The 22,602-nt window shown below is 59.7% G+C and carries 23 protein-coding genes; 14 read left to right on the top strand and 9 right to left on the bottom strand.

Annotation, left to right across the window (positions count from 1 at the left end; genetic code table 11):
* Positions 1–444: 444 nt before the first annotated feature.
* The 3 genes from HDC30_RS06625 (at position 445) to HDC30_RS06615 (ending at position 5,680) form a co-directional block, all read left to right on the top strand.
* Complete coding sequence (locus HDC30_RS06625) at positions 445–1,803, top strand: TolC family outer membrane protein (RefSeq protein WP_007962570.1); 1,359 nt, start codon at positions 445–447, stop codon at positions 1,801–1,803.
* 157 nt (positions 1,804–1,960) lie between these two features.
* Positions 1,961–4,123, top strand: coding sequence for a type I secretion system permease/ATPase (locus HDC30_RS06620; RefSeq protein WP_096797468.1), 2,163 nt, complete (start codon positions 1,961–1,963; stop codon positions 4,121–4,123).
* Between the two features lie 195 nt (positions 4,124–4,318).
* Positions 4,319–5,680 (top strand): HlyD family type I secretion periplasmic adaptor subunit, encoded by a 1,362-nt coding sequence (locus HDC30_RS06615; RefSeq protein WP_098967759.1) that lies wholly within the window; start codon positions 4,319–4,321, stop codon positions 5,678–5,680.
* 148 nt (positions 5,681–5,828) lie between these two features.
* Here the strand turns inward: HDC30_RS06615 and HDC30_RS06610 are convergent, their stop codons facing one another.
* The gene (locus tag HDC30_RS06610) at positions 5,829–6,422 is read right to left on the bottom strand and encodes a tRNA-uridine aminocarboxypropyltransferase (protein WP_150370483.1); all 594 of its coding nucleotides are present in this window, start codon (positions 6,420–6,422) and stop codon (positions 5,829–5,831) included.
* Between the two features lie 5 nt (positions 6,423–6,427).
* The gene (locus HDC30_RS06605) at positions 6,428–7,321 is read right to left on the bottom strand and encodes a LysR family transcriptional regulator (RefSeq protein WP_007956593.1); all 894 of its coding nucleotides are present in this window, start codon (positions 7,319–7,321) and stop codon (positions 6,428–6,430) included.
* Positions 7,322–7,679: 358 nt separating this feature from the next.
* Here HDC30_RS06605 and speB point away from each other — a divergent pair, with 358 nt between their 5' ends.
* The 6 genes from speB (at position 7,680) to HDC30_RS06575 (ending at position 13,267) form a co-directional block, all read left to right on the top strand.
* Complete coding sequence (gene speB, locus HDC30_RS06600; RefSeq protein WP_003222717.1) at positions 7,680–8,630, top strand: agmatinase; 951 nt, start codon at positions 7,680–7,682, stop codon at positions 8,628–8,630.
* Between the two features lie 10 nt (positions 8,631–8,640).
* Complete coding sequence (locus HDC30_RS06595; protein WP_027614575.1) at positions 8,641–9,063, top strand: nuclear transport factor 2 family protein; 423 nt, start codon at positions 8,641–8,643, stop codon at positions 9,061–9,063.
* A 56-nt stretch (positions 9,064–9,119) separates the two neighbouring features.
* Entirely contained in the window at positions 9,120–10,622 is a 1,503-nt protein-coding gene (locus HDC30_RS06590) for a cytosine permease (protein WP_027614574.1), read from the top strand.
* A gap of 162 nt (positions 10,623–10,784) precedes the next feature.
* Positions 10,785–12,164, top strand: a complete 1,380-nt coding sequence (locus HDC30_RS06585) for a sodium:solute symporter (RefSeq protein WP_115987990.1) — start codon at positions 10,785–10,787, stop codon at positions 12,162–12,164.
* An 86-nt stretch (positions 12,165–12,250) separates the two neighbouring features.
* On the top strand, positions 12,251–12,976 hold the full coding sequence (locus HDC30_RS06580; RefSeq protein WP_098967752.1) for an MBL fold metallo-hydrolase: 726 nt from the start codon (positions 12,251–12,253) through the stop codon (positions 12,974–12,976).
* 42 nt (positions 12,977–13,018) lie between these two features.
* Positions 13,019–13,267, top strand: coding sequence for a hypothetical protein (locus HDC30_RS06575; RefSeq protein WP_003222713.1), 249 nt, complete (start codon positions 13,019–13,021; stop codon positions 13,265–13,267).
* Between the two features lie 86 nt (positions 13,268–13,353).
* On the opposite strand, the gene HDC30_RS29075 is transcribed toward HDC30_RS06575, so the two are convergent.
* Both HDC30_RS29075 and ptrR read right to left on the bottom strand, forming a co-directional pair.
* Positions 13,354–13,482 carry a PA1414 family protein gene (locus HDC30_RS29075; RefSeq protein ID WP_003184145.1) on the bottom strand — a complete coding sequence of 43 codons (129 nt, stop codon included), beginning with the start codon at positions 13,480–13,482 and terminating at the stop codon, positions 13,354–13,356.
* Positions 13,483–13,624: 142 nt separating this feature from the next.
* Positions 13,625–14,518: a putrescine utilization regulator PtrR gene (gene ptrR / locus HDC30_RS06570; RefSeq protein WP_047598231.1), complete on the bottom strand. Its 894-nt coding sequence runs from the start codon at positions 14,516–14,518 to the stop codon at positions 13,625–13,627.
* A 104-nt stretch (positions 14,519–14,622) separates the two neighbouring features.
* On the opposite strand from ptrR, the gene HDC30_RS06565 reads away from it, so the two are divergent.
* A complete protein-coding gene (locus HDC30_RS06565; RefSeq protein ID WP_134785699.1) occupies positions 14,623–15,804 on the top strand; it encodes an MFS transporter in 1,182 nt (393 codons plus the stop codon).
* Here the strand turns inward: HDC30_RS06565 and HDC30_RS06560 are convergent.
* The 3 genes from HDC30_RS06560 to HDC30_RS06550 all read right to left on the bottom strand — a co-directional run bounded on the left by HDC30_RS06560 (position 15,749) and on the right by HDC30_RS06550 (position 18,208).
* Entirely contained in the window at positions 15,749–16,681 is a 933-nt protein-coding gene (locus HDC30_RS06560; protein WP_123586846.1) for a DMT family transporter, read from the bottom strand. The two genes, HDC30_RS06565 and HDC30_RS06560, sit on opposite strands and share 56 nt — an antisense overlap.
* A 246-nt stretch (positions 16,682–16,927) precedes the next feature.
* Positions 16,928–17,326: a DUF2177 family protein gene (locus HDC30_RS06555; protein WP_183781729.1), complete on the bottom strand. Its 399-nt coding sequence runs from the start codon at positions 17,324–17,326 to the stop codon at positions 16,928–16,930.
* 45 nt (positions 17,327–17,371) lie between these two features.
* Entirely contained in the window at positions 17,372–18,208 is an 837-nt protein-coding gene (locus tag HDC30_RS06550; protein WP_027614566.1) for a S1 RNA-binding domain-containing protein, read from the bottom strand.
* Between the two features lie 349 nt (positions 18,209–18,557).
* Here HDC30_RS06550 and HDC30_RS06545 point away from each other — a divergent pair, with 349 nt between their 5' ends.
* The 3 genes from HDC30_RS06545 (at position 18,558) to HDC30_RS06535 (ending at position 20,612) form a co-directional block, all read left to right on the top strand.
* Positions 18,558–18,746, top strand: a complete 189-nt coding sequence (locus tag HDC30_RS06545; RefSeq protein WP_016985943.1) for a hypothetical protein — start codon at positions 18,558–18,560, stop codon at positions 18,744–18,746.
* 205 nt (positions 18,747–18,951) lie between these two features.
* Entirely contained in the window at positions 18,952–19,671 is a 720-nt protein-coding gene (locus HDC30_RS06540; RefSeq protein WP_183781726.1) for a TorF family putative porin, read from the top strand.
* 71 nt (positions 19,672–19,742) lie between these two features.
* The gene (locus HDC30_RS06535) at positions 19,743–20,612 is read left to right on the top strand and encodes a DUF6279 family lipoprotein (RefSeq protein WP_183781723.1); all 870 of its coding nucleotides are present in this window, start codon (positions 19,743–19,745) and stop codon (positions 20,610–20,612) included.
* Between the two features lie 112 nt (positions 20,613–20,724).
* Here HDC30_RS06535 and HDC30_RS06530 read toward each other — a convergent pair whose 3' ends face one another.
* Positions 20,725–21,117: a transcriptional regulator gene (locus tag HDC30_RS06530; protein ID WP_096797478.1), complete on the bottom strand. Its 393-nt coding sequence runs from the start codon at positions 21,115–21,117 to the stop codon at positions 20,725–20,727.
* A 176-nt stretch (positions 21,118–21,293) separates the two neighbouring features.
* Here HDC30_RS06530 and HDC30_RS06525 point away from each other — a divergent pair, with 176 nt between their 5' ends.
* A complete protein-coding gene (locus HDC30_RS06525) occupies positions 21,294–22,028 on the top strand; it encodes a thioredoxin family protein (RefSeq protein WP_183781720.1) in 735 nt (244 codons plus the stop codon).
* A 76-nt stretch (positions 22,029–22,104) separates the two neighbouring features.
* On the opposite strand, the gene HDC30_RS06520 is transcribed toward HDC30_RS06525, so the two are convergent.
* The gene (locus tag HDC30_RS06520; protein WP_150370472.1) at positions 22,105–22,407 is read right to left on the bottom strand and encodes a hypothetical protein; all 303 of its coding nucleotides are present in this window, start codon (positions 22,405–22,407) and stop codon (positions 22,105–22,107) included.
* Positions 22,408–22,602: the final 195 nt, after the last annotated feature.

The following is a 22,602-nucleotide window of genomic DNA, read 5'->3' as shown; positions in this document are numbered from 1 at the left end:
TCGACAGTTCGTTTCGCAGGTTGCGCAAACGAGGAAACTTCAGTGCTTTCAAGCACTTCAGAATCCTGATCAATGCAGCGAACCCACTAACGCTACGTAACGGTGGTGAATCACCCGAGTGACAAAAATCTGTCGCCCATCTGCCGCTACGCGTCCCTCCCCTTCAGCAGTACTTCGCCGTATGTCGCAAAGTGAATGGAACTTTCCTCAAGCCTTTTTGTGCTCCCTAAAGCGCATGAAACAAAGGCTTTCGCCCTGAACAATGTGCCGGTTTTCGCCAAGCGCATAAGTTTTTTTCGGCATAAGCCTTATGAAAATTTTTTCTTAGCTACGCTTCAGGATGTTCTTAGCTCTGTTGTTACAAGAGTGAAACGCTTACACCTCAAATTATCGTCAAATATTTGGCGACAGTAACGCACCATCAGGACCAGGGAGATGCACCCCATGCGCGTTTTAACCCCCCTCTGCAGCGCGGTTTTGCTGGCCATGGCTTGCACTTCCCAAGCCCAGGCCATGAATCTGACCGAAGCGATTCAAAGCACCATCGCCACCCACCCGGACCTCGCCTCGCGCGTGGACGCCAAATTGTCCGCCGATGAACAAGTGAAAGTGGCCAAGGGTGGCTTCTATCCGTCCGTCGATTTGAATGCCGCCTACGGGCGCGGCTACAGCGACAACACCAATACCCGGGCTTTCGGTAATCACCACACCGAAATCCTCAATTACACCCAGTCGGAACTGCGCCTGCGGCAGATGATCTTCGACGGCTTCAACACCGCCAACGAGGTCGAGCGCACCAAGGGCGTTTCCAACTCGCGCGCTTACTACGCGCAAGGCACCGCTCAGGATCTGGCCTTGCGCACCATCGAGGTCTACCTCGAAGTGCTCAAGCGCCGTGAACTGGTGACCCTGGCCCGGAACAACCTGCAAGCGCACTTGCGCGTCAACGATCAGATCGGCCTGCGCACCCAGCGCGGCATCGGCAGCACCGCCGACTCCGATCAGTCGGTGGCCCGTAAGGCGCTGGCGCAGAACAACCTCGACACCGCCGAAGTCGATCTGGCCGACGCCGAATCGAATTTCTACGCCGTGGTCGGGCGCATGCCCGATGAACTGGAAGCACCACCGTCGACTCGCGGCGAAATCCCCACCAGCCTGCCGGAAGCCCAGCAGAGCATGGTCGAGAACAACCCGTACCTGAAATCCGCGCAGGCGGACGTGCAGTCGGCCGAGAGCCAGTACGAAGTCGCCAAGTCGCCGTTCTACCCGCGTTTCGACGCCGAAGCGGCGGTGGGTGCGAACAACAACGTGCAAGGCGATGAAGGCCACGACAACGAATGGCGCGTCGGCGTGATCATGAATTACAACCTGTTCCGTGGTGGCAGCGACAAGGCTCGTCTGGCCTCCGATGCGCACCAGATCAATCAGGCGATGGACATCCGCAACAACGCCTTGCGTCAGTTGAACGAGAACATTCACCTGGCGTGGAACGCCATGGTCAACGCGAACAAACAGACCCCGACCGCCCGTGAATACGCCGAGACCACCAAACGTGTACGTGCGGCGTATCAGGATCAGTTCGGCCTCGGCCAACGCACCCTGCTCGACTTGCTCGACAGTGAAAACGAGCTTTACAACGCCAACCGCCGCTACACCGAAATCCGCTACACCGAGGAATATTCGATGTACCGCGTGCTGGCGAACATGGGCCAGTTGCTGAGCAAGCAACGGGTGGTGCTGCCGGCGGATGCCATTGCGGCGACCGAAGTCAAAAACGAGGCGCGCCTGCCTGAGCTGAAGTAAGTCCCACGACCCTTTGTGGCGAGGGAGCTTGCTCCCGCTGGGTTGCGCAGTGACCCCAAAGATTTGAGCAGCAATGAGATCCATGGGGCTGCTGCGCAGCCATCGGGGATAAATCCCCTCGCCACAGGTTGGACCAGTCATTACAGGGGCGATCAATATGACCAGCATGGCCGAAGGCGGACACACCGGGATCGATCCGCGGCTGAGCTTCGATGACCCGTTACTCGACGGTCTGCTGATCCTCTGCAAACTGCATGGCGCGACGGTCAGTCGTGCCAGCCTGAGTGCCGGGCTGCCCCTGAACAAGCAACGTCTGAGCCTGGATCTGCTGCCCCGTGCGGCGGCCCGGGCCGGTTTGCAGGCGCGCTTGTTGCGCCGCGAACTGAAGGATATTTCTGCGCTGAATCTGCCGATTCTGTTGCTGCTCAAGGATGGGCGCACCGCCGTCCTGCGGCGTTTCGCCGACGACGGCAAGGCGCTGATCCTGCCCAGCGAAGCCGATGGCGGCGAGCAATGGGTCGAGCGCGAAGAACTCGCCGAACACTACAGCGGCCAGGCCTTGTTCGCCCGTCCACGCCACGAACTCGAAGACTTGCGGTCACCGCTGGTGCCGCGCGTGCATGCCTGGTTTCGCGACACCCTGAAGCTGTCGAAATGGCTGTACAGCGACGCGATCCTCGCCAGTTTCCTGATCAACCTGCTGGGCCTGATGGTGCCGCTGTTCGTGATGCAGACCTACGACCGCGTGGTGCCGAATCAGGCCACCTCGACCCTGTGGGTGTTGGCGATCGGCCTGCTGATCGGCACCGGTTTCGAACTGGTGCTGCGGGTGGTGCGCGCGCACCTGCTGGACACCGCCGGGAAGAAAACCGATGTGATCCTTTCCGCGACTTTATTTGAGCGCATCACCGGTATGGCGATGAAGGCGCGGCCGGCAACCATCGGCGGTTTCGCCCAGAGCATTCATGACTTTCAGGGCCTGCGCGAATTCCTCACCGCCGTGACCCTGACCAGCCTGATCGACCTGCCCTTCGTGGTGTTGATGCTGGTGGTGATCGGTCTGCTCGGTGGCTGGCTGGTGGTGATTCCGCTGCTGGCGTTTCCAATCACGATCATTTTTGCTTTGGCGATCCAAGTGCGCCTGCGTGACACCGTGCAGAAAAGCCTGAGCCTGGGTGCCGAACGCCAGGCGTTGCTGATCGAAACCCTCGGCGGCCTGGAAACCCTCAAGGCCTGCAGCGCCGAAAGCGAGCGTCAGCACAAATGGGAAAGCACCCACGGCGCCCTCACCCGCCTCGACAGCCACGCGCGCAACCTCTCGGCACTGGCGACCAACGGCACGCTGTTCATCCAGCAGTTTTCCGGGATGGCGACGATTGTCGCCGGGGTCTACAGCATCATCGCCGGCAACCTCAGCGTCGGTGCGCTGGTGGCCAGCTACATGCTCGGCAGCCGGGTTCTTGCGCCGCTGGGGCAGATCGCCGGGCTGATCACCCGCTACCAGCAAGCGCAACTGACCATGAAAAGCACCGACGCACTCATGGGCCTGCCCCAGGAACGCGACGGCAAACAGCGACCGCTGGAACGCACGCAACTGCAAGGTGCGCTGGACGTCAGCGGCGTGACCTTTCACTACAACGGCCAGAACGCGCCGGCGCTGAGCAACGTCAGCTTCAGCATGAAACCCGGCGAGCGGATCGGCATCATCGGCCGCAGCGGCTCGGGCAAAAGCACCCTGGCGCGGCTGGTGATGGGCTTCTATGAACCCGAGGAAGGCCAGTTGCTGCTCGACGGTCTCGACCTGCGTCAACTGGACGTCGCCGACCTGCGCCAGCAGATCGGTTATGTCGCCCACGACCTGCCGCTGCTGGCCGGCAGCCTGCGCGACAACCTGACCCTCGGCGCCCGCTACATCAGCGATTCACGCATGCTCGAAGTCGCCGAACTGACCGGCGTTACCGAGCTGGCGCGGCAGCATCCACAAGGGTTCGACCGGCCCGTGGGCGAACGCGGGCAACTGCTTTCCGGTGGTCAACGCCAGGCCGTATTGCTGGCCCGGGCGCTGCTGCTCGACCCGCCGATCATGCTGCTCGACGAACCCACCAGCGCCATGGACAACAGCAGCGAAGACCTGCTGCGCCAGAAACTCCACGGCTGGGTGCAAGGCAAGACGCTGCTCTTGGTCACCCACCGCACCTCGATGCTGAGCCTGGTGGACCGGTTGCTGGTACTGGACAACGGCCGGGTCGTCGCCGACGGCCCGAAAGAAGCGGTCATCGATGCACTGCGCAAGGGCCGCGTCGGCTCGGCGGCGGTTTAGATGCGCGCACATAACTTATGGCTCTCACAAAACCTGTGGCGAGGGGATTTATCCCCGATGGGCTGCGCAGCAGCCCCAAAGACTCTGAGGGCGCTTCGCACCCTATCGGGGATAAATCCCCTCACCACAAGTAAGTGTTCCGGGCGACGCATGGGTTGTGCGGTTTGATGTTTCCTAACTGAGGGGTATCGCCCCATGTCTGCATCTTCAGATAGCAAATCACGCGGCTACTTCGACAGTTTCGGCAAAAGCGCCGAGGCCGAGTTCATGCCGGAAACCGCCGGCGCTTCGTTGCAGGATTCGCCGCGCTGGTCGCGGATCACCGTGTGGCTCGCAGCGGCGCTGCTGATCAGTGCGCTGGTCTGGGCCAAGTTCGCCGTGCTGGAAGAAGTGACCATGGGCGAAGGCAAGGCGATTCCGTCAAGCAAGGTCCAGGTGATCCAGAACCTGGAGGGCGGGATCGTCACCGAGATTTTTGTCCGTGAAGGACAGATGGTGAACAAGGGTGACAAGCTGCTGCGCCTGGATGACACACGCTTCCTGTCGAACAAGGGTGAGAGCGAGGCCGATCGTTACGCCCTGACCGCGCAAGTCGAACGCCTTTCCGCCGAAGCCGAGGGCCGTCCGTTCAAACTGTCTGACGAGGTGATCGCCAAGGCGCCACAGGTCGCCGAAGACGAACGGGCGCTGTACGACCAGCGCCAACGGCGTCTGGCCAGTGAGCAACGCACCCTCACCGAACAGCTGCGGCAGAAGACTCAGGAGCTGGCGGAGTTTCGCTCCAAGCAAGGCCAGTACAGTTCCAGCCTGGCGCTGCTGCAGCAAGAGATGAACATGTCGGCGCCGCTGGTCGGCACGGGTGCGGTGTCACCGGTGGAGATCCTGCGACTGAAACGCAGCGCGGTGGAAATTCGCGGCTCACTCAACGCGACGACCCTGGCCATCCCAAGGGCGGAATCGGCAATCAACGAGATCAAGAGCAAGATCGACGAATCGGAACAGACTTTCCGCTCCGACGCGGCCAAGGACCTCAATCAGAAACGCACCGACCTGTCGAAAATCACCGCATCAAGCATCGCCATCGACGACCGGGTCAGCCGCACCACCGTGACTTCGCCGGTGCACGGGGTGATCAAGCAACTCAAGGTCAACACCATCGGCGGCGTGGTGCAGCCGGGCAGCGACATGGTGGAAATCGTGCCGCTGGAAGACAACCTGCTGATCGAAGCCAAGGTCCGTCCGCAAGACGTCGCGTTCTTGCATCCGGGGCAGAAAGCCATGGTCAAGTTCAGTGCCTATGACTACACGATCTACGGCGGGCTGAGCGCGAAACTGGAACTGATCGGCGCCGACACCATCACCGATGACAAGGGCAACAGCTTCTACCTGATTCAGGTGCGCACCGATAAAAACCACTTGGGCGGGGACGTGAAACCGCTGCTGATCATCCCGGGGATGGTGGCGACGGTGGACATTATTACCGGGGAGAAAAGTGTGCTGGATTACCTGCTCAAACCAGTGCTCAAAGCCCGGACCGAGGCGATGCGTGAGCGGTAGGCATTGTTGGGATTTGCGCTGATTGATCCGGCGCCTTCGCGAGCAGGCTCGCTCCCACAGGGTGTTTGAGCTGAGCACATAATTTGTGCACACCTGCGATCAAATGTGGGAGCGAGCCTGCTCGCGAAGAGGCCCGTTTCAACAACCATTATTTCGCATGATTACGCTGAAAAACCTCCTCCCCCATCGCCGCAATCTGCCCCTCGATCAACGCTTCGAACGGCTTGAGCAACGGCGCAAACGTCGTCGGTGCTTCGAGGGTTTCCAGCGCCTGCACAATCGCCTCGATGGTCGACAACGCCCCCGGCCCCGGTGCCTTGCGCAACCGGTAGCGCGACACCCCGCACTGCGCCAGCGTCACCCGTGGCAACGCTGCCAATAGCGGATTGAGGTGGAGCATCTTGCGCGCCTTGCGCCAGGTGCCGTCCGGCACCACCAGCAACAACGGTTGATCGGATTCGCGGTAAGCCTGCATCGGCTGCGCATCGTCAGCGGGAAACAGCAACCGCGCCTGATACCCCGGCTGACTCAACAGCGCCGGTAAATCCTCGAACACTTCACCGACAATCAACTCGGCATTGGTCAAACCCAGCGCTGCCAGTCGCGCGGTGTTGAGCGCGTGATTGACCTCGCTCGGATGCTGCAACAGCAGAACGCGGGTGCGGCTGTCGAGGCGCGGAATCAGCGAGCACAGGCAGTGGCTTTGTGGGCGCAGGCAGCGCGGGCATTGGGGTCTGGACATGGTTCTTATGCCTGATTGAGCTGTGCTTTGAGCAAATCACGGAAGGTCTGGATCAGCGGCTCGCGGCTGCGGCCCCGGCGCATGATCATCGAAAACGGCGCCTGATAACCGAAGGTCGCCGGCAGCAACACGCGCAAATCGCCCTTGTCGGCCCAGGCCTGGGCGTAGTGTTCTGGCAAGTAACCGATGTAGGCGCCGGAGAGCACCAGAATCAGTTGCGCCTCCATACTTTCCACAGTCGCCGCGCTGTGTTTGAAACCGTGCCGTGCCAGCTCGGCCTGACTCCAGTAACCACGGCCGACCATGCGTTGCTGGGTGATGACCTGCTCGGGGATCCGCCGCTCGTTGAACAGCGGATGCCGGCTGCTGCAATACAGCCAGTGCTGCTCGCGGTACAGCGGCATGTACACCAGACCGCTCATGCGCGTGGAAAACGCACCGATGGCCAGATCGAGGCGGTTGTCCTGCACACCGAGTTGCAGTTCGTACGGGCTCATCACCGACAGATGCAAATGCACCGCCGGGTGTTCCTGACTGTAGGCGCCAATGGCCTCGGCGAACGGCAAGGCCTTGTCGCTGACGGTGGAGTCGATCACCCCGAGGTTGAGCGTGCCGCGCAGTTCGCCCTTGAGCGCCGCGGCGTATTGCTCGAAACCTTCGAGTTCGGCGAGCAGGCGCAGGGTTTCCTGATGGAACAGCTCACCCTTGCTGGTCAGGCTGAACCCACCGCGCCCGCGATGGCACAGCACCAGACCGAGCGCCGCTTCAAGCTGGCTCATGTAAGTGCTGATCGCCGAGGTCGACAGGTTGAGTTCCTGCTGCGCATTGGCAAAGCCCTGATGCCGAACCACGCTGACGAAGATGCGCAATAGTTTCAGGTCGGGTAAAGCGTTGGCCATGCGGCTCTCCAAACATCTGTCGAACGCTGATGACTTTGTGGTGAGGGGATTTATCCCCGATGGGTGGCGAAGCCGCCCCAAGCCTGCAAACCGATCCATCCGGGAAGTCGCGAGCAACGAATTTACGACTGCTGCGCAGCCGATCGGGGATAAATCCCCTCGCCACAGGGGTATCGGTACGGGTTCGGGAAGTCTATCCCGCGCCTCTCCATTAGTTTAGAAAAATCTGAACTAAGTTTTTGCCCGTAGCGATTCTTCCCCCGCACTACATTTCGCAGAATCGGCCCCACAGCGGCGTCCGAACCTGTGCTCAACGGTGCGCCGACATAAATAAAACAAAGACGATGAGGCCCTACCCGTGGACAAGATTCTTCACCAACCACTGGGCGGCAACGAAATGCCGCGCTTCGGCGGCATCGCCACCATGCTCCGACTCCCCCATGTACCGACCGCTGCCGGCCTGGACGCTGCCTTCGTTGGCGTGCCACTGGACATCGGTACTTCGCTGCGCCCCGGCACCCGCTTCGGGCCGCGCGACATCCGCACCGAATCGGTGATGATCCGCCCGTACAACATGGCCACCGGCGCCGCGCCGTTCGACTCGCTGTCGGTCGCCGACATCGGTGACGTGGCGATCAACACCTTCAACCTGCTCGACGCCGTACGCATCATCGAAGAAGCCTACGACAACATCCTCGAGCACAACGTGATCCCGATGACCCTGGGTGGCGACCACACCATCACCCTGCCGATCCTGCGTGCCATCCATAAAAAGCACGGTAAGGTCGGTCTGGTGCACATCGACGCCCACGCTGACGTCAACGATCACATGTTCGGCGAGAAGATTGCCCACGGCACGACATTCCGTCGCGCCGTCGAAGAGGGTCTGCTGGACTGCGACCGCGTGGTGCAGATTGGTCTGCGCGCGCAGGGTTACACCGCTGACGACTTCAACTGGAGCCGCGATCAGGGTTTCCGCGTGGTGCAGGCCGAAGAGTGCTGGCACAAGTCGCTGGCACCGCTGATGGCCGAAGTGCGCGAGAAAGTCGGTGGCGGCCCGGTGTACCTGAGCTTTGACATCGACGGTATCGACCCGGCCTGGGCGCCAGGTACCGGCACCCCGGAAATCGGTGGTCTGACGACCATTCAGGCGATTGAAATCGTTCGCGGCTGTCAGGGCCTCGACCTGATCGGCTGCGATCTGGTAGAAGTCTCGCCCGCCTACGACACTACCGGCAACACCTCGCTGCTGGCCGCCAACCTGCTGTACGAAATGCTCTGCGTACTGCCTGGCGTGGTTCACCGCTGAGGGTTCGGCCATGAACGAACGTGATCAGGTGTTGAAAGCGGCTGCCGATCTGGTATCCGCCTTCGCTCGTAACGATCGCGAGGCTTATTTCGGCGCGTTCAGCGCCGATGCAAGTTTCGTGTTTTACACCCTCGAACAGCCGCTGCTGTCGCGCGATGCCTACCAGGCTTTGTGGGACAGCTGGCGCGCCGAGGATGGCTTTGAAGTGCTGTCGTGCACTTCGAGCAACGCCTTCGTCAGCCTGCAAGGTGACGTGGCGGTGTTTATCCATGACGTGGCCACCGAGCTGCGCATGCAAGGGGAGCAACATTTCAGCCAGGAGCGCGAGACGATTGTTTTCAAGAAACAAGCGTCGAGCCTAGAACAACAAGGCCATTGGCTGGCCTGCCACGAACATTTGTCCGCAATGCCGGAAGGGCTGCCATCCCCTTAGCCAAACAGGTGACGCCTCACACACGATGAGGCGCGCCTTTATGATCGGAGCAGATCATGAATAACAACAACAACGACCAAAGCCTTACGCAAATTGAAACCCACGGGGTCGAACAGATCCCGGACCACGAACGTACCGCAGGCCCGACGGATTTGTTCCGGATGATCTTCGGTGGTTCCAATACCTTTGCCACTGCCGTGCTCGGCAGTTTCCCGGTGCTGTTCGGTCTGTCGTTTCAGGCCGGTGTCTGGGCGATTGTGCTGGGCGTGCTGCTCGGCTCGCTGATCCTCGCCCCGATGGGCCTGTTCGGCCCGCTCAACGGTACCAACAATGCCGTGTCCTCCGGGGCGCACTTCGGCGTGCACGGGCGGATCGTCGGTTCGTTCCTGTCGCTGTTGACCGCCATCGCGTTTTTCTCGCTCTCGGTGTGGAGTTCGGGCGATGCGTTGATCGGGGGTGCGAAACGCCTGATCGGTCTGCCGGAAACCGACCTGACCCTGGGCCTGGCCTACGGCCTGTTCGCGATTCTGGTGCTGACCGTGTGCATCTACGGCTTCCGCTTTCTGCTGTGGGTGAACAAGATCGCGGTGTGGAGCGCCAGCCTGTTGTTCCTGCTGGGCATCTTCGCCTTCGCCGGTCCTTTCGACGTCAACTACGCCGGCACGGTGAACCTCGGTCAACCGGGCTTCTGGGCGGCGTTCATCGGCGCGGCGCTGGTCGCGATGAGCAACCCGATTTCCTTCGGTGCGTTCCTCGGCGACTGGTCGCGCTACATCCCGCGTGACACCTCCAAGCAGCGGATCATGGCCGCTGTGGTGCTGTCGCAGATCGCCACGTTCATTCCGTTCCTGTTCGGCCTGAGCACCGCGACCATCGTCGCGATCAAGGCGCCGGACTACATCGCGGCGAACAACTATGTGGGCGGCCTGCTGGCGGTATCGCCGAGCTGGTTCTTCCTGCCGGTGTGCCTGATTGCAGTGATCGGCGGCATGTCCACCGGCACCACCTCGCTGTATGGCACCGGGCTGGACATGTCCAGCGTGTTCCCACGGGTGCTGTCACGCGTGAAAGCGACGCTGCTGATCGGCGTGCTGTCGATTGCCTTCATCTTCATCGGGCGCTTCGCGGCGAATCTGGTGCAAAGCGTGTCGACCTTCGCCGTGCTGATCATTACCTGCACCACCCCGTGGATGGTGATCATGATCATCGGCCTGCTGGTGCGTCGCGGCTTCTACTGCCCGGATGACCTGCAAGTGTTCACTCGTGGCGAGCAAGGCGGACGCTACTGGTTCAATCACGGCTGGAACTGGCGTGGTCTGGGCGCATGGATCCCGAGCGCGGCGGTCGGCCTGTGCTTCGTCAACCTGCCGGGACAATTCGTCGGCCCGCTGGGTGAGCTGGCCGGTGGTATCGACATCAGCCTGCCGGTGACCCTGGGCCTGGCGTCGGTGGTGTATCTGACGCTGCTGAGCCTGTTCCCGGAACCGCGGGAGGTGTTCGGGCCCAAGGATGCCCGGCGTGAAGCCGCAGTAAAACCTCAACTGCGTCAGGCCGCCTGACGCAAATCCCCTGTGGGAGCGAGCCTGCTCGCGAAAGCAATCTGTCAGTCACTTCTTTGTTGAATGTGCCGACGCCTTCGCGAGCAGGCTCGCTCCCACAGTGAGCAGCACCCAGAACCAAATTTGTTTCACCATAAAAAAGACAATCGGAGACACGCCATCATGGCTTTGGATTTATTCGTCGTCCTCATCTACGCCGCCGGCATGCTGTTGCTCGGCTACTACGGCATGCGCAAGGCCAAGACCAACGAGGACTTTCTCGTGGCTGGTCGTAACCTCGGCCCAAGCCTGTACATGGGCACCATGGCCGCGACCGTACTGGGTGGCGCGTCCACCGTCGGCACCGTGCGCCTGGGTTACGTGCATGGCATCTCCGGTTTCTGGCTGTGTGCGGCGCTGGGTTGCGGCATCGTCGCGCTGAACCTGTTTCTCGCCAAACCGCTGCTGAAACTGAAGATCTACACCGTTACCCAGGTCCTGGAAAAACGCTATAACCCGATGGCCCGCTCGGCAAGCGCGGCGATCATGCTGGCCTACGCGCTGATGATCGGCGTGACCTCGATCCTGGCGATCGGCACCGTGCTGCAAGTGCTGTTCGGCCTGCCATTCTGGATCTCGGTACTGCTCGGCGGTGGCGTGGTGGTGATCTACTCGGCGATCGGCGGCATGTGGTCGCTGACCCTGACCGACATCGTCCAGTTCATCATCAAGACCGTGGGCCTGATGTTCATCCTGTTGCCGATCTGCCTGTACCGCGTCGGCGGCTGGGACGAACTGGTGCTGAAGCTGCCGGCAGCGGCGTTCAACTTCACCACCATCGGTTGGGACACGATCATCACCTACTTCATGATCTACTTCTTCGGCATCCTGATCGGTCAGGACATCTGGCAACGGGTGTTCACCGTCAAGACCGCCAAAGTCGCCCAGTACGCCGGCAGCATCGCCGGTATCTACTGCATCCTCTACGGCCTGGCCTGCGCGCTGATCGGCATGGCCGCGCACGTACTGATCCCGGATCTGGACAACGTCAACAACGCCTTCGCCGCCATCGTCAAACTGTCGCTGCCGGACGGCATCCGTGGTCTGGTGATCGCTGCTGCTCTGGCGGCGATGATGTCCACCGCCAGCGCCGGCCTGCTGGCTGCTGCCACCACGCTGACTGAAGACCTGCTGCCGAAACTGCGCGGCGGCAAACAGTCGAGCCTGGCAATCAACCGCCTGTTCACCTTGCTGACTGGTGTTGTGGTACTGGGCATCGCGCTGGTGGTGAATGACGTGATCAGCGCCCTGACCCTGGCCTACAACCTGCTGGTCGGCGGCATGCTGATTCCGCTGATCGGTGCGATCTTCTGGAAACGCGCGACCACCGCCGGCGCCATCGCCAGCATGGGCCTGGGCTTTGCTACCGCGCTGTTGTTCATGTTCAAGGATGGTCTGGATGCGAACACGCCGATCTACTACAGCCTGGCTGTGGGTCTGATCAGCTTTGTGGTGGTCAGCCTGGTCTCCCCTCGCCCGGCGACGGTGGCGAGTGCGATCTAAGCTTTGATGTAACGACTTGATGCTTTCTTCGACGGGTGTGGCGTCGGTTGCCACACCCGTTTTTTTACGTCTGGAGAAAAGTGAATATGAAGATCGTTTCGCGCGATCAGTGGTTCGAAGTTCAGCACTTGAGCGATGGCATTCGGTTGATCCATGAGCCGTATATCCGCCCGTTCTACCGCTGCAATTTGTGGCACGTGCAGGGGCGCGACAAAGACTTGTTGCTCGACAGCGGCTCGGGGCTGGTCAGCCTGCGCGAGCAGTTGCCGTGGATTACCGAGCGACCGCTGGTGGCCGTCGCCAGCCACTGCCACTTCGACCACATCGCCGGGCATCACGAATTCGCCGAGCGCCTGGTGCATCCTGCCGAGGCCGACATCCTCGCCGCGCCGGACGGCGAGAATGACCTGAGCCGGGCCTTCGTCGGCGACGACATGTTCGAGGCGCACCCGGACTGCCCGCTGTGCTACGCCGAATACCGGGTGAAGGCCGCGCCGGCCACCGGTTTTGTTGAGGATGGCGATGTGCTGGATCTGGGCAATCGCACCTTGCAGGTGCTGCACACGCCGGGGCATTCGCCGGGCGGGATCAGCCTGTATGAAGCGGCGACCGAAACGTTGTTCAGCGGCGACATCATCTACGACGGGCCGCTGATCGAAGACGCCTACCACTCCAATCTGCAGGATTACGCGGCCAGTCTGCGGCGTTTGCAGGCGCTGCCGATCCGCACCGTGCATGGCGGGCATTTCGGCAGTTTTTCCGGCGGGCATTTGCGTTCGATGATTGACGAATGGTTGCGTCGACACGCTTGAGGCCTGCTGTAATCAGTCAACACAACAACGAAACTGTCTGCCATGAGAAGAGCTGCCGTGCGTGCTGCCGTGCACCGATACATTCAGCGCCTGCTGGACTCCCGCGAATTCAACGACGACACCAGCCTGGTGCAATTAGGGCTGGAGAAGGCGGATATCGAGGATCTGATCTTTCATCTGGAAGATGAATTCGGACTGACGGCGTTTACTGCCGAAGAGGATCACATGCTCAAGACCGCGAAGACTGCGAATGACTTGAGCCGGTTTTTGCTGGAGATCGGGCGACACTGAAAGCAAAAGATCGCAGCCTGCGGCAGCTCGTACACTTTTCTGTAGGAGCTGCAGCAGGCTGCGATCTTTTGATCTTTAATCAGGCACTACCGCCGGCGAGGCTGACGCCGGCGCTGTTCGTCATCGGTGCGGATCGGTACGGGTTGCAGAGGCGGTTCGATCAAGCCGAGGGCAACACCCAAATCGTGCAGCCAGTTCTGAATTTTCTCTTTCATCGTCATGCCCCCTTCAGGGTAGTGCTGAGCGGCCGGAATTCTGAGGCCGCTTCGCACTGATAATAGTCCGAAGTCCTACGCAATGCTCGGCCAAATCCGCAATGATCTGTTACTGAATTGAACAGAATTACCATCGGTTGGTTCACGCCGTCTGCCGGGATTCATTGGCGGCCACGGGATAGAGCGCTTGCTGCTGTTCAATCCAGGCATTGAGGTTGGCCCCGACCATGCCCTTGCGCCACATGAGCCATGTTGTCGCACTGGCAAACGGTTCGGCCAACGGGTGCACTGCAACGCTCTCGCGCCCCGGCAGACTGGCGAGCATCGACTCCGACATCAATGCCACACCGCTGCCGGCAATCACGCAGGCGAGCATGCCCTGATAGGACTCGATCTCCATCGCCCGTCCCATCGCCGCCTGATAGTGAACGAACCACGCCTCCAGCCGCGCGCGGTAGGCGCAACCATGGCGGAAGGTGAACACCGCCCTGCCCTCGACCTCCTTGGCGCTGCGGATCGGCGGGTGGTCGGCTTCGCTGATCAGCACCAGACGCTCGTCGCACAGCGGCACGCCGTCGATCCCGGCGAGTTGCGGCGGGCCGTCCACCAACGCCGCATCAAGACGCCCGGAGACCAGACCTTCGAGCAACTCGCCGCTGGGCCCGGACTGCACTTGCAGATTCACCGCCGGGTATTGCTTGTGATAGCGCGCCAGCAACGCCGGCAAATGGATCGCCGCGGTGCTGTACAGCGTGCCGAGGACAAAATCCCCGGCCGGCTGCCCGCCCATCACCGCTGCACTGGCCTGATCGCGCAAGGCGAACAGCTTGCCGGTGTAGTCCAGCAGGACTTTTCCCGCAGGCGATAACTGCAAACGCTGACGCTCACGAACGAAAAGTTCGACGCCCAATTGCTCTTCCAGCTGTTTGAGCCGGGTCGACAGGTTGGACGGCACTCGGTGCAGGCGTTCTGCTGCGCGGGTGATCGAACCTTCCTCGGCGACTGCCTGAAAGATCCGCAATTGGCTGAACTCCACGACCTTTCTCCATAACAGAACAAGTTACTCACTATTATTCAATTTTAAAGAAAGTCAATCGCTTCTAGCCTGACGGTCATTGCTCCTTCAAAGGAATCCCGACCATGTCGCCACTGATTCGCTTATCCGCCTGTTTCGTCGCCCTGATGATGGCCATGGGCATCGGGCGTTTCGCCCTCACCCCGCAATTGCCGCACCTGCTCAGCGAAGGCCAGGTCGACCTGACGGCCGCCGGTCTGATTGCTGCGGCCAACTACCTCGGTTACCTGCTGGGCGCGGTGGACGCGATGTTCGCCCACCGTCCGCAGCAAGTGCAGCGGCGTTTGCATGGCGGTTTGTGGCTGTGTGTGCTGCTGACCCTGGCCTCGTTCTGGGCCAACGGCTTCTGGGCGCACCTGTTGCTGCGCTTCGGCACCGGGGTGGCGAGTGCCTGGGTGCTGGTGATGATCACCGCACTGAGTCAGCCCTTGGCAGCGGCGGCAGGCCGGCCACGGCTGGGGGCACTGGTATTTGCCGGTCCCGGACTGGGAATTTTTCTGACCGGGTTGCTGGCACTGTTCTCACATCTGCTGAATCAGACATCGGCCACCTTGTGGCTGATCTATGCCGCCGTGGCGCTGGTGATGTTGCTGGGGATCGTGCGGATCCTGCCGCAACCGGGCGTGCACACGCCGGTCGCCACCCTCAACGTCAATCATTCGAATCGCGGCATCCCGCGACTGGCAGCGGTGTATGCGTTATATGGCGTGGGTTACATCATCCCGGCCACGTTTCTCTCGCAAATGGCCAACGCGCAGTTTCACGGGCAATGGCAGGCCGACCTGTTCTGGCCGTGCTTCGGTCTTGGTGCGGCGATTGGCGTGCTGTTGGTGAGCCTGCGTCGCCATGATCCGAACACCACACGGCACTGGCTGACCGCCACCCTGTGGTTGCAGGCGCTCGGGGTCTTCGCCTGTCTGTTGGGCAGTGGTTATGGCCTGGCGCTGGGGGTGGTGTTGTGCGGCATGCCGTTCCTGGCCTGCATGCAACTGGTGATGCAACGTTCGCGAGAACTGGCGCCGCACACAACTCAGCGCAACGCCGGACTGCTGACCGCATGCTTCGCCGTAGGCCAGCTCAGCGGGCCGTTGCTGGCGGCGCTCAGCAGCCATTTCAGCGGTGGTCTGCAACCGGCGCTGATCATTGCCGGCAGCGGTCTGCTGATTGCCGGCGGGCTTGCGCTGCAATCGGTCAGTGCTGGCCGAGGGCTTTGCGCAAACGCCGACGCACCCACTGCTCAGCGCTGACAAAGGTGATGCCAAGCAACACCAGCACCGCGCCGATGACGAAGTTCACGCTCAACTCTTCACCGAGCAGTACCACGCCGAACGTGACGCCGAACAACGGCGTCATGAACGAAAACACCGCCAGATTGGCCGCCAGATAGCGGCGCAGCAGCCAGAACCAGGTCAGGTAACTGAAGAACGACACCACCAGGCCCTGGAACAGCACGCTGGCCACCGCCACGGTGGTCAGGCTGACGTGGCTGATCTGGCCGCTGAACAGCGCGATCAACAGCAGGCCGACGAAGCCGACAATCAGTTGATAGAACAGAGTCAACGTCACCGGTGCTTCCGACAGACGCGAGGCGCGCACCACCACGGTGGTCGCGCCCCAGCAGGCGCCGGCAATAACCCCGAACGCATCGCCCAGCAGCATGCGCCGGTCGAGGTTGTCCCACGACACGCCGCCGGCGAAGGCGATGGCGATACCGACGAACGCGAGCAGAATCCCCAGCCATTGCAAAGGTCGCAGTCGTTCACTGGCCAACAGAAAATGCACGCCGAGCGCGGTGAAAATCGGCGCGGTGTAGAGGAACACCGACATGTGCGCGGCGGTGGTCAGTTGCAGACCTTCGGCGATGAAGAAGAACTCCAGACCGAACAGCGCACCGGCCAGCAAACCACCGCGCCAGGTGTTGCCGACCTGATCCCAGCCGCCTTTCCAGCACAGCAGCAAACCCACCAGCAACGCGGAAATCCCCGAACGCCCGGCCGCCTGCATCACCGGCGCGATGTCGGGCGCGGCCCACTTGATCATCACTTGCTGCACGCCCCAGATCAGGCAGAGGCCGATCATCACCTGCAAGGCAAACCCATCGGCATTGCGCCGCTCGACACTCACCGCAACACCTCAAACACACACAACATGGCAGCCGTCCAATGGTCAAAAATCTGTGTCGGGATTATCAATCAGTCAGGCAGAAAAAGCCGTCTGAAAAAGACTTTGGATGCGTCAGTAACGTCAGCGGTGAATGGCTGTCGGCTGCGCCGCCATTCGCTGGCAAGCCAGCTCCCACTTTGGAGTGCGTTCCCCTGTGGGAGCGAGCCTGCTCGCGAAGAGGCCGGCATTGCTTACCTACATTTCGAATCAGACCTTGCCCAACCGCCTCGCCAACAAAAAACCGACGCTACAAGCCACAGCCGTAGCAAACGTCCCCCACGCCCAATCCAGCAAACTCACCTGCACCGACCACCCGCGCAATGTCGCCCAATTGGTCAGGTCATACGTGCCGTACGCCACCAGCCCCAGCAGCGCGCCCATCTTTGCCGCACGTTGCCAGCTCTGTGCCGGCAAGACCACAAACAGCACACAGCCAAAAACATACAGGCAATAAAAAACCGCTGCCGGAACCAACAGCGGTTTTTCGAGCATCAGCGAACCGAGCAGTTCGCGGTAGGTTGGCGCCATCAATACGCCGAGCCAGATACCGTCGAGCAACAGAAACGCCAGCAGAGTGGCGATATAGGCAAGCAACGGCTTTTTCATTTACCCGACCTCAAGTGACCCCATGCAACATGGGCCCCGCAAGGCTCAGGTTAGTTCAATGCGATCGGCATGAATGACGATCTTGCCTTCCTTGTACAGCGAACCGATGGCCTTCTTGAAGTTGCCCTTGCTGACACCGAACAGACTGCTGATCAACGCCGGATCGCTCTTGTCGCTGACGGCTAGCGTGCCATTGTTTTCACGCAACTTGGCGAGGATCTTCGAGCTCAGGCTGCTCGCCGCTTCCTGACCCACCGGTTGCAGGCTGAGGCTGATCTTGCCGTCGGCGCGCACTTCCTTGATGAAACCCTTCTCGCGCATGCCGGACCGCATGAACTTGAAGATTTCATTCTTGTGGATCAAGCCCCAGTGCTTGTTGTTGATGATCGCCTTGAAGCCCATGTCGGTGGCTTCGGCCACCAGCAGATCAACTTCCTGACCGGCGCTGTAGTTGGCCGGGGTCTTGTCGAGATAGCGATCCAGACGTGCGGTGGCGGTGATGCGGCGCGTGTGTTTATCGAGGTAGACGTGCACCACACAGTACTCACCAGCGGTCATCTGCCGCTTTTCTTCGGAATACGGCAGCAACAGATCTTTGGGCAGGCCCCAATCGAGGAACACACCGATGCTGTTGATCTCAACAACTTTCAGGCTGGCAAATTCGCCGACCTGAACTTTTGGTTTTTCAGTGGTAGCGATAAGTTTGTCATCGCTGTCCAGATAAATAAAAACGTTGAGCCAGTCTTCATCTTCGCTGGGAATATCTTTAGGGATATAACGGTTGGGCAAAAGAATTTCGCCGTCGGCACCGCCGTCCAGATATAAACCGAAGTTAGTGTGTTTAACCACTTGCAAACTGTTGTAACGCCCGACTAAAGCCATTTTCCAAAACCCTCATTGCGTGGGCGGCATTCTACCCGGTTTTGCCGGTCTCGTTCGCTGGGCAAGCAGCCTGCCGCAGAAAATCTGCGGAAGCCTTGATTTTCCTTGGTTTGCGCAGGCGGCTTGCCATTCGTCAGGCCAGCGCGAAGCCTGCTGTGCCGTTTCACGGCGGACATTTGCGCCAATGAAGAATAAATGTTGTTATTTAAAACAGTGGCTTAGGGGGATATTTCGGATAATTAATCGAGAATAATCCACCCACGCGCTCAGTTATTCCCGGGGATATTTATCAAGCAATTGTCAAGTTATTCCTGTACGATGCCTGGCCGAGTTACTTTTCTACAGGTTAATGGCCGCCATGCGCGTAAAAGCATCCACCAGCAAAGCAAAGCCAGCTCCAGCCGTTGAAACCAGCGAATCGATCAACGATCAGATCGCAGCGTTCCTCAAGTCCGGCGGCGAAATCCAGCAAATTGCCAAAGGCGTCAGCGGCCAGACGTTCGGTCCGTCCAAGCAGATCAGCCTGGGCAAGAAGTAACACCCGGTAATACACCCGTCCTGAGACGCTTTGAGCTTCGAAGCGTCTGGATTGGCACCCGCGTTACACCCTCCTTCTGTTTAACCAAATCTTTGAAAATCGACGAACGGCCATCATTGCCGAGCATTCGCCGGTATCCTTGCACGCGTCTGGATCAAGCGTTTCAGCAGGCTCAAGCCTGCGCTCGCTGTTCATGGAGTGACGCATGCTCAAATCAACATTCTGTTTATTGTTTGTGGGCCTTATGGCCTGCTCATCGGCGCACGCGCAAATTTTCCAGCGCGAGCTCGGCGACTTCGACCTCAAACTCGGCACCACGCCCAGCCGCAGCATGGCTCAGGGACTGGTCAAGCCGTCAGCCGTCGGCTCGTTTCACGGCGGCCTCGATCTGAGCCACGACAGCGGCCTGTATGTCGGCCAGTACGCACCGAGCATGGGCCTGACCCCGGGCAAGAACCTCGAAATCGACTCCTACATCGGCTTTAAACAACCTTTCGATCAGACCCTCGGCTACGAAGTCGGGATGATCCATTACAGCTATCCCAAAGTAGACACCCTCGACAGCCAGGAGCTGTTCGGCGGCCTGACCCTGCTCGGCAGCCGCTTCGGTGTGGCCGTCAGCAACGACCCGGACAAACAGAACAACACGCTGTTCGCCGACCTCGGCGGCAATCAGCCGTTCGGCATCGGGATCAGCATGAAATACACCACCCACCGACTGAACACGCCTGTGTCGGTGGACGGTGGTTATGTCAGCAGTTTTACCGATTGGTCGGTGAAATTTTCCCGACCGTTCATGGGCGTCGATCTCGATCTGATCTACAGCAATTCCAACCTCAGCGGCAGCGAATGCTCTGCGTACTCGGGACACAACAGCCAGTGTGACGGGCTGGTGACGCTCAAGGCCGAGCGCGCATTCTATTGATCGGCTGAACTGCCGGGAGCTTCCTGCGTTCACATGAGAATCAGACGTCAGGCTCTCGCAAGGATTCGCTCATGTCTCGCTGGTTCAAACACCTCGCCACCCTGCTGATCTTCACCCTCGCCCTCGGCGCCTGCAGCCGCGTCGGCCTGGCCTACCGCAATCTCGACGTGATCATTCCATGGACGCTTGGCGACTATCTGGACATGACCAGCGAGCAAAAAGACTGGTTCAACGATCGCCTCAAGGAGCACCTGAACTGGCACTGCACCACGCAATTGCCGGGCTACCTCGACTGGCTGGATCGCTTGCAGGCAATGGTCGAAAGCAATCAGGTGACCGACGCTGCGCTGCAAGCACGAACCGAGGAAGCGAAAAAAGCCATTGCCGAAACTGCACGGCAGATCACACCGTCGGCCATCGAGCTGCTGCAAGGGCTGGACGACAAGCAAGTCGCCGAGATGAACGATTCGTTTGCCAAGGATCTGCGCAAACGGGAAAAGGAATACGTCAAACCGCCGCTGGCGCAACAGATTGCCGAACGCGGCGCGCGCATGGACAAGCGCCTGACCGATTGGCTTGGCCCGTTGAGCGCCACTCAGGAACAAAGGGTGATGGCCTGGTCGACCGCGCTGGGCGATCAGAACACTCAATGGATCGCCAACCGCGCACATTGGCAGCAGCAGTTCAGTAACGCCGTTGCCCAGCGTAAAAGTGCCGAATTCCCACAACGAATCGAGACACTTCTGGTCAACCGCGAGCGTTTATGGACAACGGATTACCAGAAGGCTTACGCCAACACCGAAGCACAAGCGCGCTCGCTGGCGGTGGATCTGATGGCCGAAAGTACGCCGCAGCAGCGTCAGCGGTTGCTGAAGAAAATCGAAGGGGTGCGTAAAGACTTCAATGACCTGAAGTGCCTGAAAGCTGCACAGAAACCTTAGTAGGATGCCAATCCAATGTGGGAGCGGGCTTGCTCGCGAATGCGGTGGATCATTCACCATCTATGTGCCTGATACAGCGCATTCGCGAGCAAGCCCGCTCCCACAAAGGTTGTCAGGCAATCTGCGCTTTGGAAGCCACCTCATCAAACGTCGCTTCATCCAGCGCATCTTCCTGCTCGTCCAACACCTGCCGCGGATGATCATTGCCGGGAATGCTGCTGTCGATCAGGCTCAGCAGGCTTGATCCGCGTGGCGTCAGAATGAAATTGCTGCCGGTACTGCCCATATGATCCGGGCGCGGTTCGATAAATCCACGATCGAGCAACAAGCCTTCATATTCGCAAGCCACCGTTTTCAGGTGATCCAGATTCTCGATCGGCTCGCCTGCACTGGCTTTCTGCGCCGCATAGTCCTCGGCATATTTTCGCGGCGCGAAACTTTCGCCTGCACTGTTCTGCACTTCATGCAGCAGGCGTTCAATCAAATCCCAGTTATAAGTCGTCATCCTGATTCAACCTCCGGTGCGCGTGATTTGGGGCGCTGTCATAGGTTGTGACCCGGACGCATCGCAGCCGTTCAGCGCCATTTTCCGCGGCGACCGACCGGCGGTCTGTCGAATTGATCGAGGGTTAAACGACTAGTCTGACAAAGACGGTTTCAACCCCCGCAGGAGAAATCATCATGAACGTCGAGAATCATCCGGTGGTATCGCGCGAAGAATGGCTCGCTGCGCGCAAACAACATCTGGCCGAAGAAAAGGCCTTCACCAAGGAACGCGACCGCCTCAGCGCCAAGCGCCGCGCGTTGCCCTGGGTCAAAGTCGACAAGGACTACCAATTTCACGGCCCAAACGGCGAACTGAAGCTGGCCGACCTGTTCGGCAAGCACAGCCAGTTGATCGTTTACCACTTCATGTTCGCCAAGGACTGGGAGGAAGGCTGTCAGGGCTGCTCGTTCCTGTCCGACCACATCGACGGCGCCAATCTGCACCTGGCCCACCACGACATCGCAATGGTCGCGGTCTCCCACGCCCCGTTTGAACAGTTCCAGGCCTTCAAGCGGCGTATGGGCTGGAAATTCGACTGGGTGTCGTCAGACGGTTCCGATTTCAACTACGACTTTGGTGTTTGCGCCCGCGCTGAAGATGTTGCTGCAGGAAAGGCTACGTACAACTACGAAAAGACTGATAGTGCCGAGGAAGAAATGCCGGGGCTGAGCGTGTTTTATCGTGATGCAAAGGGCGACATTTTCCACACCTACTCAACCTATGCCCGCGGTCTGGACATGTTGGTGGGCGCCTACAACTACCTCGACCTCACGCCCAAGGGCAGGAATGAGGACGAGATCATGGAGTGGGTGCGGCATCATGATCGGTATGAAAATGAAAAAGCCTCGAGTTGCTGCCACCAGAGATAATCAGCAAATCAAAGGAAAGGCAGCGGCCGGCAATACCGCCCGCTGCATCCTGGATGCCTGGAATACGCATCACCGTTTAGTAGTTGAATTTTGTTTTGACCTGTTCGCCTTCACGATAAGACAGGACAAATGACTTCCATGGTTCACCGCGCTTGACTGCATTTGCATGCAACTGGTCAACCAGACGAAGAATTATTGCCCCGTTGATGTCTGTTTCGGCGTTCCAGTCCTCCACCCCGTCTTTCTCGACTGCCAGTTCAGTCTCTATATAACCTTCACCCAGTTCAACGCCATAACGAAAAGCATCATAGCCATTGACTATTCCGGCTTCGACCAACTGGAAAATTTCCTGAACAATTTTTATATCTTCAGTAACCACTAAATAATCTCCGGAATTTGATGGGGTTCGTTTCTGAAATATACGGTTTTTGCCTTGCCATCTATCAAGTAGGTAACACTTAAGGAATCGGGACGAATCGAGCCAGGATCTGCACGCTCGAACTTGATTGTCGTCGGCCCCACCGTTTTAGCGTGTAAAACGGGGACAGACTACGTTTTCGCAGTACTTTCTAAA

The organism is Pseudomonas sp. JAI115 (assembly GCF_014200835.1).
GTDB lineage: Bacteria > Pseudomonadota > Gammaproteobacteria > Pseudomonadales > Pseudomonadaceae > Aquipseudomonas > Aquipseudomonas putida_A.
This window is presented reverse-complemented; position numbering and strand designations above follow the sequence as displayed.